This window comes from Rhizobium sp. T1470 (assembly GCF_042140505.1).
In the GTDB taxonomy this organism is placed as follows: Bacteria; Pseudomonadota; Alphaproteobacteria; order Rhizobiales; family Rhizobiaceae; genus Rhizobium; species Rhizobium favelukesii.
In genome coordinates this window covers 2,852,653-2,865,852 of record NZ_CP148091.1, presented here as the reverse complement: position 1 = coordinate 2,865,852, position 13,200 = coordinate 2,852,653, and the positions used below count along the sequence as shown (strand labels likewise).

Annotated in this window: 9 protein-coding genes and 1 pseudogene; 8 read left to right on the top strand and 2 right to left on the bottom strand. The window is 60.7% G+C overall.

Going from position 1 to position 13,200, the window contains the following annotated elements:
• Positions 1-37: 37 nt before the first annotated feature.
• From WGT02_RS14465 to ligA, 8 genes are all read left to right on the top strand, one after another.
• Positions 38-964, top strand: coding sequence for a D-alanine--D-alanine ligase (locus WGT02_RS14465; RefSeq protein ID WP_024313613.1), 927 nt, complete (start codon positions 38-40; stop codon positions 962-964).
• Complete coding sequence (locus WGT02_RS14460) at positions 952-1,884, top strand: cell division protein FtsQ/DivIB (protein ID WP_024313612.1); 933 nt, start codon at positions 952-954, stop codon at positions 1,882-1,884. Before WGT02_RS14465 ends, WGT02_RS14460 begins: the two co-directional genes overlap by 13 nt.
• On the top strand, positions 1,881-3,212 hold the full coding sequence (ftsA, locus tag WGT02_RS14455) for a cell division protein FtsA (protein ID WP_208250120.1): 1,332 nt from the start codon (positions 1,881-1,883) through the stop codon (positions 3,210-3,212). Before WGT02_RS14460 ends, ftsA begins: the two co-directional genes overlap by 4 nt.
• Positions 3,213-3,268: 56 nt before the next feature.
• Positions 3,269-4,990 (top strand): cell division protein FtsZ, encoded by a 1,722-nt coding sequence (ftsZ, locus tag WGT02_RS14450; protein WP_208250121.1) that lies wholly within the window; start codon positions 3,269-3,271, stop codon positions 4,988-4,990.
• Positions 4,991-5,277: 287 nt separating this feature from the next.
• Positions 5,278-6,234, top strand: coding sequence for a UDP-3-O-acyl-N-acetylglucosamine deacetylase (gene lpxC, locus WGT02_RS14445; RefSeq protein ID WP_208250122.1), 957 nt, complete (start codon positions 5,278-5,280; stop codon positions 6,232-6,234).
• Positions 6,235-6,509: 275 nt separating this feature from the next.
• Positions 6,510-7,379: an outer membrane protein assembly factor BamD gene (locus WGT02_RS14440; protein ID WP_208250123.1), complete on the top strand. Its 870-nt coding sequence runs from the start codon at positions 6,510-6,512 to the stop codon at positions 7,377-7,379.
• Positions 7,380-7,384: 5 nt separating this feature from the next.
• Positions 7,385-9,058, top strand: a complete 1,674-nt coding sequence (recN, locus tag WGT02_RS14435; RefSeq protein ID WP_208250124.1) for a DNA repair protein RecN — start codon at positions 7,385-7,387, stop codon at positions 9,056-9,058.
• Positions 9,059-9,166: 108 nt separating this feature from the next.
• On the top strand, positions 9,167-11,338 hold the full coding sequence (gene ligA, locus WGT02_RS14430; protein ID WP_208250125.1) for an NAD-dependent DNA ligase LigA: 2,172 nt from the start codon (positions 9,167-9,169) through the stop codon (positions 11,336-11,338).
• 33 nt (positions 11,339-11,371) lie between these two features.
• Here ligA and WGT02_RS14425 read toward each other — a convergent pair.
• Together WGT02_RS14425 and WGT02_RS14420 are read right to left on the bottom strand one after the other, a co-directional pair.
• Positions 11,372-11,530, bottom strand: a pseudogene (locus tag WGT02_RS14425) (GNAT family N-acetyltransferase); the annotation flags it as partial.
• Between the two features lie 72 nt (positions 11,531-11,602).
• Positions 11,603-13,174, bottom strand: coding sequence for an IS66 family transposase (locus tag WGT02_RS14420; protein ID WP_208245164.1), 1,572 nt, complete (start codon positions 13,172-13,174; stop codon positions 11,603-11,605).
• Positions 13,175-13,200: the final 26 nt, after the last annotated feature.

Sequence of the window (13,200 nt, the reverse complement as noted above, 5' to 3'; positions counted from 1 at the left end):
CGGAACGCAGTGTGCGGGTTATTTTTTGGGGGTGTTGATGAGTCGCAAGCATGTCGCTGTCCTGATGGGCGGGTTTTCCTCGGAGAGGCCGGTAAGCCTCTCTTCCGGGACGGCGTGCGCGGATGCCCTTGAGGCTGAGGGTTTCCAGGTGACGCGGATTGACGTCGATCGCGATGTGTCTGCGAAGCTTGCTGCACTGCGACCCGATGTCGTCTTTAATGCGCTGCATGGCCCCTACGGCGAGGATGGTACGATCCAGGGCGTCCTCGAGTATCTTGAGGTTCCCTACACGCATTCCGGCGTGCTGGCTTCGGCGCTTGCCATGGACAAGGAGAAGGCAAAGGGCGTTGCCGCCGCCGCGGGCGTTCCGGTTGCTCAATCAGAGGTGATCAATCGATTCGCCTTTCCAGCCGAGCATCCGATGAAGCCGCCCTATGTTGTGAAGCCTGTGCGTGAGGGCTCCAGCTTCGGTGTGGTGATCGTCCAGGAGGATCAATCGCATCCGCCGCAGATTATCAGCTCTCCGGACTGGCGCTACGGCGAAGAGGTTCTTGTCGAGCGTTACGTCTATGGCCGGGAGCTGACTTGCGGTGTCATGGGGGATCAGGTGCTTGGCGTGACCGAGGTGGTGCCGCTGGGCCATGGCTTCTACGATTATGACGCCAAGTATGTCGCAGGTGGATCGAAACACGTCATCCCGGCGGAAATTTCACCGAATATTTACCAAAAAATACAATCATTGGCATTAAGGGCGCATCAAGCAATTGGTTGCCGTGGCGTCAGTCGCTCCGACTTTCGTTACGACGATCGCTTCTCCGAAGATGGCGAAATTATCTGGCTGGAAATCAATACTCAGCCGGGCATGACGCCAACCTCCCTGGTGCCCGAAATGGCTGGTCATGCCGGCTACTCATTTGGTGAATTTCTCCGTTGGATGGTGGAGGACGCTTCTTGTTCTCGGTGACGGTCAAAAGAATAGGGCGCCCAAGTCATCAGGCTGAGCCTTCGTATCCCGAGGGTGATGGTCGGCTGATTCTTCCGCGCCCGCTGCGCCGTGTCGTGCGCTTCCTTGTCAGCCTCGGAAGTGGCCGCATCCATATTCCGGCCCATGTCGGGACGGTCTCCGCCTTGGCCTTCTTTGCTGTGACGGGTCTCTACGGCATGTCGCTCGGTGGTCACACCGACGCTGTTGCGCAAGCGACGACGACCGCTGCCGGATTTGCAATCGATGACGTCAAGGTGTCCGGCAATTCCGAGACCTCCGAAATCGAGATCCTGCAGCTGTTGGGGCTGGATGGCACGACGTCGCTTGTGGCGCTCGATGTCGATGCGGCGCGCCAGAAGATCGCTAAGCTTCCCTGGGTCGAGAATGTCGAAGTCCGCAAGATCTACCCGAAGACGATCGAGGTAAAACTCAAAGAGCGTCAGGCTTACGCCATCTGGCAGCATGGCCAGGAGCTTTCTCTCGTGGAGAAGGGTGGTTCGGTAATCGCTCCGCTACGCGATAACAAGTTTTCGGAGCTGCCCCTCGTGGTTGGTCGCGGCGCGGAGGTTGCTGCAACCTCGCTCGAAGCCGAATTCGCAAAGTGGCCGGAGATCAAGGCGCGGGTGAAGGCCTACGTCTGGGTTTCGGGTCGTCGCTGGGATCTGCACATGGACAACGGTATTGCGGTGAAGCTGCCGGAAGACGATGTCGAGGTGGCGTTGGCGCGGCTGTCGAAGTTCATGAAGGAGCAGGATCTTCTGGAGCGCGACATCGCTGCCGTCGATCTGAGGCTTACCGACCGCACGGCGATTGAGTTGACGCCGGAAGCGATGGCGCGCCGGCAACTCGTGCTTGATCAGCGGACCAAGGAATTGAAGAAGGCGGGGCAAAATATATGAGCTTGTTCGGTTCGTCCCATTTCGGATTGCCGCGCCTGAAGCCGCTTTCGTCGAAGCGGTCCCATGTCGTTTCGGTGCTGGACATCGGATCGACGAAGGTCGTCTGCATGATTGGCCGCCTGACGCCTCGCGAGGAAAGTCAGGTTCTGCCCGGCCGTACGCACAACATTGAGATCATCGGGATTGGTCACCAGCGTTCGCGCGGCATCAAGACCGGCGCGATCTCCGACCTGGATGCGTTGGAAAGCGTGATTCGGCTTGCGGTCGACGCAGCCGAGCGCATGGCCGGCCTGACCGTCGAAAGCCTGATCGTCAACGTCACGGCGGGTCGTCTGACAAGCGACATCTACACTGCGACCATCGATCTCGGTGGTCAGGAAGTTGAGCTGAACGACCTCAAGAAGGTTCTGTCCGCTGCCTGTCAGCAGTCGCTTCGACAGGATCGCGCGGTCCTTCATTCGCTGGCAACTGGCTTCTCGCTCGACGGCGAGCGCGGCATCCGCGATCCGCTGTCGATGTATGGTGACGTTCTCGGCGTCGACATGCACGTTGTCACCGCTGAGCGCACTGCACTGAAGAACCTCGAACTCAGCGTCAATCGCGCGCACCTCTCGGTCGAGGGAATCGTCGCGACGCCTTACGCCTCCGGCCTTGCCGCTCTCGTCGATGATGAAGTCGAGCTCGGCTGCGCGGCCATCGACATGGGCGGCGGCACGACGACGATTTCTGTCTTCGCAGAGGGCAAGCTGGTGCACACCGATGCCGTCAGCCTCGGCGGCCATCACGTGACCACTGATCTGGCCCGTGGTCTGTCGACCCGTATCGAGGATGCCGAACGCCTGAAGGTCGTTCATGCTTCCGCGATGCCGAACTCCTCGGACGAGCGCGAACTGATCTCGATCCCGCCGATCGGCGAAGACGAACGCGACCTGCCGACGCAGGTGCCGCGTGCGCTGGTATCGCGCATCGTCAGCGCCCGTATCGAGGAAACGATGGAATTGATCCGCGATCGCATCCAGCGCTCGGGCTTCAGCCCGATCGTCGGCAAGCGCGTCGTGCTGACGGGTGGTGCGAGCCAGCTGACCGGCCTTGCCGAAGTTGCGCGCCGCATTCTTGCCCGCAACGTCAGAATCGGTCGTCCGATGGGCGTCTCGGGCCTGCCGACCGCAGCGAAGGGCCCAGCCTTTTCGACCGCCGTCGGTCTGATGATCTATCCGCAGGTCGCGGACCAAGAAACACATGCGCCACAGAGCGGTCTGCTCATGTCGCTTGGGGGAAATACCAGCCGCTTTGCCCGCATGGGCCAGTGGTTGAAAGAAAGCTTCTGACAATTGAGTGAATTGGCCGGCGTGGCGATGCGGCCATAAAGAGAAGGAACGGTAACATGACTATCAAGCTGCAAAAGCCGGATATCACTGAGCTTAAGCCGCGTATCACCGTGTTCGGTGTTGGCGGTGGCGGTGGCAACGCTGTCAACAACATGATCTCCGCGGGCCTCCAGGGCGTCGACTTCGTCGTTGCCAACACGGATGCCCAGGCCCTGACGATGACCAAGGCAGAGCGCATTATCCAGCTCGGCGCCAACGTCACGGAAGGGCTCGGTGCTGGTTCGCAGCCGGAAGTCGGCCGCGCAGCCGCTGAAGAGTGCATCGACGAGATCGTCGACCACCTGAATGGAACGCACATGTGCTTCGTTACCGCCGGCATGGGCGGCGGCACCGGCACTGGCGCTGCTCCAGTCGTTGCACAGGCAGCCCGTAACAAGGGCATCCTGACGGTCGGCGTCGTGACCAAACCCTTCCACTTCGAAGGCGGGCGCCGCATGCGTCTAGCCGAATCCGGCATCCAGGAGCTGCAGAAGTCGGTCGATACCCTGATCGTCATTCCGAACCAGAACCTTTTCCGCATCGCCAACGACAAGACGACCTTTGCCGACGCGTTCGCGATGGCAGACCAGGTCCTCTACTCCGGTGTCGCCTGCATCACCGACCTGATGGTGAAGGAAGGTCTCATCAACCTCGACTTCGCCGACGTTCGCTCGGTCATGCGCGAAATGGGCCGCGCAATGATGGGCACCGGCGAGGCATCGGGCCAGGGCCGCGCAATGCAGGCTGCCGAAGCTGCGATTGCCAACCCGCTGCTCGACGAAACGTCGATGAAGGGCGCACAGGGCCTGTTGATCTCCATCACCGGCGGTCGCGACCTTACCCTCTTCGAAGTCGACGAAGCAGCAACGCGTATCCGCGAAGAAGTCGATCCGGATGCGAACATCATCCTCGGCGCGACGTTCGACGAATCGCTCGAAGGCATCATCCGCGTCTCCGTCGTCGCAACCGGCATCGACCGTGCGCTCAACGAAGCAGCCGGCAAGACATTCCAGCCTGTCGCAAAGCCGATTGTCCGTCCTTCCGCGGCCGTCGCTCCGGCGCCGGCCGCAGTTCAGCCTGCACCTGTCATGCAGCAGGCACCAAAGGCCGTCGACCCGGTCGCGCAGGCGATCCGTACGGCTGAAGCGGAAATGGAGCGCGAGCTCGAGATCCACACTCCACGTGCAGCATCACCGGTGCAGCAGCCGGCGATGCAGGAGACCTTCCGTCCGCAGAGCAAGATCTTTGCCGCTCCGGAAGCCGCTCCGGTCATTCGTCCAGCCGCGGTTCAGCAGGCTCCGGTTCACGCGCCTGTCATGAGCCAGCCGGTTCAGCAGCCTGTGACGAGCCAGGCGCCTGTCATGCAGCAGCCAATGGCCGCCCAACAGCCCGTTCGCATGCCGAAAGTGGAGGATTTTCCGCCAGTGGTTCAGGCAGAGATCGACCATCGCTCGCAGCCTGCCCCCACGTCTCATGCGCATGAAGAGCGTGGTCCGATGGGCCTCCTGAAGCGGATCACCAACTCGCTTGGCCGTCGCGAAGAGGAAGTCGCGCCGGAGATGACGTCGGCTCCTGCTGCTGCCTCGCAGCAGCGCCGTCCGCTTTCTCCGGAAGCCAGCCTCTATGCGCCGCGCCGCGGAAACCTCGACGATCAGGGCCGCAGCGTTCCGCAGGCTCGCATGATGCAGGAAGACGATCAGCTCGAAATTCCGGCATTCCTGCGCCGTCAGTCGAACTGAGGCAGGGATAGAATCGCCACATGGATGCCCGGGAGTACGCTCCCGGGCATTGCTGTTTCAAGGGATGGAATCTGGCGCCAATTGCGGCGTTATTTCAAAGACATGCTTTCGTAACAATGCGAAAGAAACAGTGATTTGGATTGGAACCCGGGCGCACGTATGTATGTGCTCAAGAAACCGTGTTCTCGCGCTTTATGGCGAGCCTTCAACGGAGTGAAATGAACCCTGGCAGATAGTTCGGCATGTTAGCCGCGGCGGGTCACCAGGGATTATAAAGGCAAAAATTTATGGTTATTGGCATGTTGGGATTTCAAACGACGGTATCACGTCCGATCACGCTCTCGGGCATCGGCGTTCATTCTGGTGCTGACGTTTCGATTACCTTCAACCCGGCAGAAGCTGACACTGGCGTCGTCTTCAATCGCATGCATGAGAACGGCGAGGTTTCCGAATACCGTGCTGTGTCTTCGCAGGTCGGCAATACGGATCTGTGCACCGTTCTTGGGTTCTCGCCGGCACACTCGGTTGCGACGATCGAGCATGTCATGGCTGCCGTCTACGCGCTCGGTCTCGACAACGTCGTGATCGAGGTTCATGGCGCCGAAATGCCGATCATGGACGGCAGTTCGATGCCTTTCATCGAAGCGATCGAACAGGTTGGCCTGGTATCGCTCGGCGTGAAGCGCCGGTATATCCGCATCACCAAGCCGGTTCGCATCGAGCATGGTGGCTCGTGGAGCGAGTTCCGTCCCTACGATGGTACGCGCTTTGAAGTCGAGATCGATTTCGATTGCCCTCTGATCGGCCGGCAGAAGTGGGAAGGCGACATGACGGCTGCGACGTTCAAGTCCGAGCTGTCGCGCGCTCGTACCTTCGGTTTCATGCGGGATGTAGAGCGTCTTTGGGCCTCCGGCCACGCGCTTGGTTCCTCGCTTGAGAATTCGGTCGTCATCTCGGACGACAATACCGTTATCAATGTCGAGGGCCTGCGCTACGCCAAGGACGAATTCGTGCGCCACAAGGCACTCGATGCCGTCGGCGATCTTGCGCTCGCCGGCGCTCCTTTCATCGGTTGCTATCGCTCCTATCGGGGCGGCCACAAGATGAATGCTAATGCTCTCAAGGTGTTGCTCAGCGACCCGACCGCCTACGAAGTGGTCGAGACCTCTGCGCCGCGCCAGCGTGTTGCTCCTCGGGATTTCATCCGGGTCAACGCACCGGAATTTGCTCCCTGGTCGGCATGACCTCCATCGCATCTACTAGGCCAGGGCCGCCTCCTTCGGGAGGCGGTTTCTTTATTTTGAACAGACTGACGGTGATTCCCCGATAGATGTTTCGCCGCAGATGTTTAGCGGCAACAGGTGCAGCTTTCACGGTGCAAAACGGGCGATTATCGCCTGCATCGCCACAAAAATGCGTTAATGCATCATCATTGCGTTGCTCTGGCTCCACATTTGTGGCTAGAAACGCCAGCAAGGCGTGGCTGCCGTTGAGGGATGGCGGCGTTGGGATTGTTCCGATGGGTTATGCAGGGTCTGAAAGTATGATGAAGACAGCGCGCGCTTTGTTCGCATCGCTCTTGGTGCTGAGCGCAGGTGCCTTAGTTTCTGGATGCCAGTCGGACCCCGATATCGATATTAGCAAGCTCGGCGTCGAGAGCGATCCGCCGGATGTTCTCTATACCCAGGGCCTTGCCAACATGAAGGCCGGCAACATGGCCGAAGCGGCGCGCAAGTTCGACGCCATCGATCGCGAGAACCCGTTTTCCGAATGGGCGCGCAAGGCGCTCGTGATGAGCACCTTCGTCAAGTATCGCCAAGGCCGTCTCGACGATGCTCTTGCCTCGGGCAACCGCTATATGGCGCAGTATCCGAAGTCGAAAGATGCTCCCTACGTGCAGTATGTGATCGGTCTGACCTATTCGAAGCAGATCGTGGACGTCACGCAGGATCAGCGCGCAGCTGCAAAGACTGTCGAGGCCATGCAGGCGGTCATCGACAACTACCCGGATTCCGAATACGTCGACGACGCGCAGGCGAAAATCCGCTTCGCGCGCGACCAGATGGCCGGCAAGGAAATGCAGGTCGGCCGCTACTATATGGAGCGGAAGGAATACCTCGCCGCGATCTCGCGCTTCCGCACTGTCGTCGAGAAGTATCCGAATACCAACCAGATCGAAGAAGCGCTCGCGCGCCTTGTCGAAGCCTACTACGCAATGGGCATCGTCGAGGAGGCGCAAACCGCAGCTGCCGTTCTGGGCCATAACTATCCGGACAGCCAGTGGTACGCCGATTCCTTCAAGCTCTTGAAGAACGGTGGCGCGGAGCCGCGTGAAAACCCGGGTTCCTGGATCGCGGCTGCAGGCAAGAAACTCCTGCTCGGTTCCTGAGGCCAATGCTGATCCAGCTTTCGATCCGCGATATCGTCCTGATCGAGCGGCTGGACCTCGCCTTCGAGACCGGCCTCTCGGTGCTGACCGGTGAGACCGGTGCTGGCAAATCCATCCTGCTTGATAGCCTGTCGCTGGCCCTTGGGGGCCGCGGAGACGGAGGCCTCGTTCGCCACGGCGAAGACAAGGGGCAGGTGACGGCTGTCTTCGACGTCGGCCCTGATCACGGCGCCCGCAAGCTGCTGCGCGAGAACGGCATCGATGATGATGGCGATCTCATCTTCCGCCGTGTCCAAAACTCCGACGGGCGCACCAAGGCCTATGTCAACGACCAGCCGCTCAGCGTTCAGCTGATGCGTCAGGCCGGACAGATGCTCGTCGAGATTCACGGTCAGCATGATGATCGCGCGCTCGTGGACACCCACGCTCACCGGATCCTGCTCGACGCCTTTGCGGGCGTGAACGAAGACGCTGCTACCGTTTCCAACATTTACCGCATCTGGCGCGATACCGAGCGGACGCTGAAGAAACAGCGCGAGAAGGTGGAGAATGCTACGCGCGAGGCGGACTATCTGCGCTCATCCGTCGAGGAACTGGAAAAGCTTTCGCCGCTGGATGGCGAGGAGGACGAACTCGCCGATCGCCGCCAAAAGATGATGAAGGCCGAGCGCATCGCAGGCGATATCGCCGAGGCTTCAGAGTTCCTCAACGGCAATGCCTCTCCCGTGCCGCATATCGCCTCGCTCGTGCGCCGGCTGGAGCGCAAGAGCCACGAGGCTCCTGGCTTGCTGGAAGATACGGTTGCGCTTCTGGACGCTGCGCTCGACCAGCTCTCCAACGCCCAGATGGAAGTCGAGGCGGCACTCCGAAAGACGGAATACGATCCAAAGGAGCTGGAGCGTGTAGAGGAGCGCCTGTTTGCCTTGCGCGCCGCCGCGCGCAAGTACTCTGTTCCGGTGGTCGAACTGCCAGCGCTCGCCATTCGCATGATCAGCGATCTTGCCGATCTCGATGCCGGCGAGGAACGGCTTGCCAAGCTCGAAGCCGAGGTTGGTGTTGCCAAGGCGAACTACGATGCAGCAGCACGCACGCTTTCCGATAAGCGTCATCGCGCCGGCGACGCTTTGGCTGCCGCCGTCATGGCAGAACTGCCGGCACTGAAGCTGGAGCGGGCACGTTTCATGGTAGAGATCACCACCAATCGCGAGGATGCGACAGCAGAGGGCATCGACGTTGTCGAGTTCCACGTGCAGACCAATCCGGGCACGCGCCCGGGTTCTATCATGAAGGTGGCGTCCGGCGGCGAGCTTTCGCGCTTCCTGCTCGCGCTGAAGGTGGCGCTCGCCGATCGCGGCTCTGCACCGACGCTCGTCTTCGACGAAATAGATACCGGTGTTGGCGGGGCGGTTGCGGATGCGATAGGTCAGCGCCTGAAGCGGCTTTCCGACCGCGTTCAGGTCCTCTCGGTTACCCATGCGCCGCAGGTTGCAGCACGGGCGGCGACGCATCTGCTGATCTCAAAGGGACCGGCCGCCGAAGGCTCCGAGAAGATTGCGACGCGCGTCGCGACGATGGCGCCCGACGACCGTACCGAAGAAATCGCGCGCATGCTGGCGGGCGCCTCGGTGACGGAAGAGGCGAGGGCGGCTGCTGCCCGGCTGCTGGCCGGGAACGGCTGATTTCGAAATCGCCGAATTGGGGAGAGGCGCCGGAGATGACGTCTCACTCCCTTTCAATCCATGCATTTTGCTCTAAAACGACTCCAGATTCCGTGGAGTGAGAGCCGTATGTCGACCGAAACCATAGCCGTTGATGCCCTGACGATCGAAGATGCCGCCGCCGAGCTCGAGCGGCTTGCGATGGAGATCGCCCGCAACGACGAGCTCTATCACGGCGAGGATCGCCCGGCGATTTCGGATGCCGAGTATGATGCGCTGAAGCGGCGCAACGACGCGATCGAGGCGCGCTTTCCGGAACTGATCCGCGACGACAGCCCGTCGCGGCGTGTCGGCTCCGCGCCTTCAGTCACATTCGCACCCCTCGTGCATGCGCGGCCGATGCTGTCGCTCGACAATACCTTCTCGCAGGAGGACGTGCAGGACTTCGTGGCCAGCGTCTATCGTTTCCTCGGCCGCTTGCCGGACCAGTCGATTGCCTTTACGGCAGAGCCGAAAATCGATGGCCTCTCCATGTCGATCCGCTACGAGAACGGCAAACTTGTAAACGCAGCGACTCGCGGCGACGGTACGACGGGCGAAAACGTCACCGCGAATATCCGCACCATCAAGGAAGTCCCGAACGAGTTGCCCCGGGGCGTTCCGGCCGTCGTTGAAGTGCGCGGCGAAGTCTATATGGCCAAGAGCGACTTCCTGGCGCTGAACAAGCAGATGGAGGCGGCGGGCAAGCAGACCTACGTCAATCCGCGCAACACCGCCGCTGGCTCGCTGCGACAGCTCAATGCGAAAGTGACAGCGAGCCGCAAGCTGAAGTTCTTCGCCTACGCCTGGGGCGAGATTTCCGAGCCCAATGATTTGCCGAAGGCGCAATTCGACATGGTGCAGAAGTTCAAGGAATGGGGCTTTCCCGTCAATCCGCTGATGAAGCGGCTGAACTCCGTCGCCGATATCCTGGCGCATTACGATGAGATCGGCCTGAAGCGGCCCGATCTCGACTACGACATCGACGGCGTCGTCTACAAGGTCGACAGCCTTGAGCTGCAGGCCCGTCTTGGCTTCCGCTCGCGCAGCCCGCGTTGGGCGACCGCACATAAATTCCCGGCCGAGCAGGCCTTCACGATGGTCGAAAATATCGACATCCAGGTTGGCCGCACCGGCGCTCTGACGCCGGTCGCACGCCTGACGCCGATCACTGTCGGCGGCGTCGTCGTTACCAATGCGACGCTGCACAATGCCGATTATATTGAAGGCATCGGCAATTCGGGCGAACGTATTCGCGAAGTGGGACACGACATCCGGATCGGTGATACGGTCATCGTGCAGCGGGCAGGAGATGTCATCCCGCAGGTGCTCGACGTCGTCATGGAGAAGCGTCCGGCCGAGGCCAGGCCTTACGAATTCCCGAAAACTTGCCCGGTCTGCGGCAGCCATGCGGTGCGTGAGAAGAACGAGAAGACCGGCAAGCTCGATTCGGTCACCCGCTGCACCGGCGGCTTCATCTGCACGGCGCAGGCGACGGAGCATCTCAAGCATTTCGTCTCGCGCAATGCCTTCGACATCGAGGGCCTGGGCTCCAGGCAAATCGACTTCTTCTTCGATAATGAGGACAGCGCGCTGCAGATCCGCACCGCGCCCGATATCTTCACGCTGGAGAAGCGGCAGGCGGATTCACTGACCAAGCTCGAAAATATCGACGGCTTCGGCAAGGTCAGTGTCGGCAAGCTCTACGCCGCCATCAACGAGCGCCGCACTATCGCGCTCCACCGCTTCATCTATGCGCTCGGCATACGCCATGTCGGCGAGACAACCGCGAAACTGCTTGCGCGCTCCTATGGCACCTATGACGCCTTCGAGGCGGCGATGAAGGAGGCTGCACCACTTTCCGGCGATGCCTGGAACGACTTGAACGCTATCGAAGGCATCGGTGAGATTGTCGCCCGCGCTATCGTCGAATTCTACAAGGAACCGCGTAATATCAAGGTGATCGGCGCGTTGCTGGACGAACTCGACGACAAGAGGCCGTTGCCCGCCGAACAGGCGGTGACATCAGACAGCCCTGTCGCCGGCAAGACCGTCGTTTTCACCGGCTCGCTGGAAAAGTTTTCGCGCGACGAGGCCAAGGCGCGGGCCGAAAGCCTCGGCGCCAAGGTCGCCGGTTCGGTGTCGAAGAAGACCGATATCGTCGTTGCGGGACCGGGCGCCGGCTCGAAGCTCGACAAGGCACGCGAACTCGGTGTCCAGACGATGGACGAGGACGAGTGGCTGGCGCTGATTGGCGGGTGAGGGCATCGGTTCCGCTCATCTCAGAGCCTCCTACTACCGCTTGATGCGCGCCATCGCATAAGCATCGACGTAGGTGCCGGCCCGGAAGGCATAGGCACGAAGTATGCCTTCCTCTTCGAAACCGAACTTTCTGTAGAGGGCGAGGGCGGCTTCGTTGTCGGTGTAGACTGTCAATTCAAGGCGCATAATGTTCGTAAGCGCTCATTTCCATGCGCGTTGACGTGGCCCATTTGACGTGGGTCGCTTTGTGACGGCCCTATCGGATCAGGCAGCGGTAGTTTTGGCGAAGTTGAAGGGCAGCAAATCAGTGATGTCGGAATCTGTTGCGCGCTGCGGCAGTTCGGTAAGCACGTGGCGCAAGTAGGCCAAGGGTTCGATGCCGCAAGCTCGGCAGGTCAGCATTAGGCTGTAGACGACGGCACTGGCCCTCGCTCCGTCCACGGTGTCGCTGAACAGCCAGGATTTTCTGCCAGTGGCAAAAATTCTGATATCGCGCTCGAGTAGGTTGTTGTCGATCGGCATCCTGGCGTCTTCTGTGTAGCGCGTCAGGTAGTCCCACTGATTTAGGGTATAGGACACGGCATCGCCGATCTTGCTGTCGGGCAAGACCTTCGGGGCGATGTCGTTGAGCCATACCTTGAGAGCATTCAGGATGGGGACACTGTGTTGCTGGCGGAAACGGCGAATGCAATCGGCTTGCGTTTCGCCCTTGTCAGGCTTTGCGTTGCGCGCCTGGCTTTCAATCCGGTAGATCTGCTCGAAGAATTTCAGCGCCTGCTCCGGCGGACCGCCGCCTTTCTTTCTTGCCTTGAGGGCATCGACGAAGCGACGCCTGGAATGCGCCATGCATCCCAGATGGGTGGCCCCTGCCAGCGTGCGCCAGGCGGAATAGCCATCGCTCATCAGGATGCCGTGGTAATCGCCGAGGAAGGCCTGCGGATAAATCTGGCCGCGGCCGGGTTGATAATCGAGCAGCACGATCGGCTCGTCGCTGTCCTCTCCACTCCGATACGCCCACATGAATGATGTGCTGGTGGCCTCCCTGTCCTTTTCCTTCAGCACCTGGACCGTCGTCTCGTCGCCATGGATGATGGCTTGAGACCTGAGCCGCGATTTCAGCGCGTCATAGATGCGGGAGAGATGCCTCTCGCTCGAACCGATCACCCAATGGCCCAGAGCACCGCGGCTGACGGGAACGCCGGCGCGCTCGAAGGCCTGGGCCAGGCGGTAGAGCGGCGTGCCATCGACATATTTGTGAACAAGAGCAAATGCCAGCGTCGAGGCCGTGGCGATGCTGCCCGGCAAGGGCTGCGCGGGCATTGGCGCAAGGACAACAGGCGTGTTGATCCCGGTGCGATCGCAATGGCGGCAGGCATACTTGAGCCGCACATTCTGCAGGACCTTGGCCTTCACCTCGATGTGGAGCTGCTCGGTGACGGCCTCGCCCATGCGATGCATCTGGTGACGGCAGCAAGGACAGGCCTTCTGGTCGTCGGCAAGGTCATATTCGACGCGCTCGCGCGGCAGATGTTCCGGCAGGGGCTTGCGGCCACGTTTCTTGCCCTCTGGCTTCTCGATCGCCGCAAAGCCCGTGTCCGGCAGGTCGACGACCTCCCCATTGTCTCCGCCGGCGTCGTCTTCATCGGCAACCTGCTCGGCTTCATCGAAGAGGCGGTCCACGTGCTTTTCGCTTTTCGGCGCAAAACGATGAAGCCGCGCCAACACCAGTTCTTCCTCGAGCTTGACCACGCGTTCCGTGAGCTGACGGTTCTCCGCCTGCAGCGCCGCAATGCGCGCCATCAACTCCTCAACAGTGGGTTCGCCGGGTCGGATCATCAGATTCTTGAATCTGAACCGTTTCG

Bases quoted from the DNA above. Each gene is read 5' to 3' on its own strand.
- WGT02_RS14465 (WP_024313613.1), top strand. From the start codon at position 38: ATGAGTCGCAAGCATGTCGCTGTCCTGATGGGCGGGTTTTCCTCGGAG.
- ftsA (WP_208250120.1), top strand. From the start codon at position 1,881: ATGAGCTTGTTCGGTTCGTCCCATTTCGGATTGCCGCGCCTGAAGCCG.
- ftsZ (WP_208250121.1), top strand. From the start codon at position 3,269: ATGACTATCAAGCTGCAAAAGCCGGATATCACTGAGCTTAAGCCGCGT.
- lpxC (WP_208250122.1), top strand. From the start codon at position 5,278: ATGGTTATTGGCATGTTGGGATTTCAAACGACGGTATCACGTCCGATC.
- WGT02_RS14440 (WP_208250123.1), top strand. From the start codon at position 6,510: ATGGGTTATGCAGGGTCTGAAAGTATGATGAAGACAGCGCGCGCTTTG.
- recN (WP_208250124.1), top strand. From the start codon at position 7,385: ATGCTGATCCAGCTTTCGATCCGCGATATCGTCCTGATCGAGCGGCTG.
- ligA (WP_208250125.1), top strand. From the start codon at position 9,167: ATGTCGACCGAAACCATAGCCGTTGATGCCCTGACGATCGAAGATGCC.
- WGT02_RS14420 (WP_208245164.1), bottom strand. From the start codon at position 13,174: ATGATCCGACCCGGCGAACCCACTGTTGAGGAGTTGATGGCGCGCATT.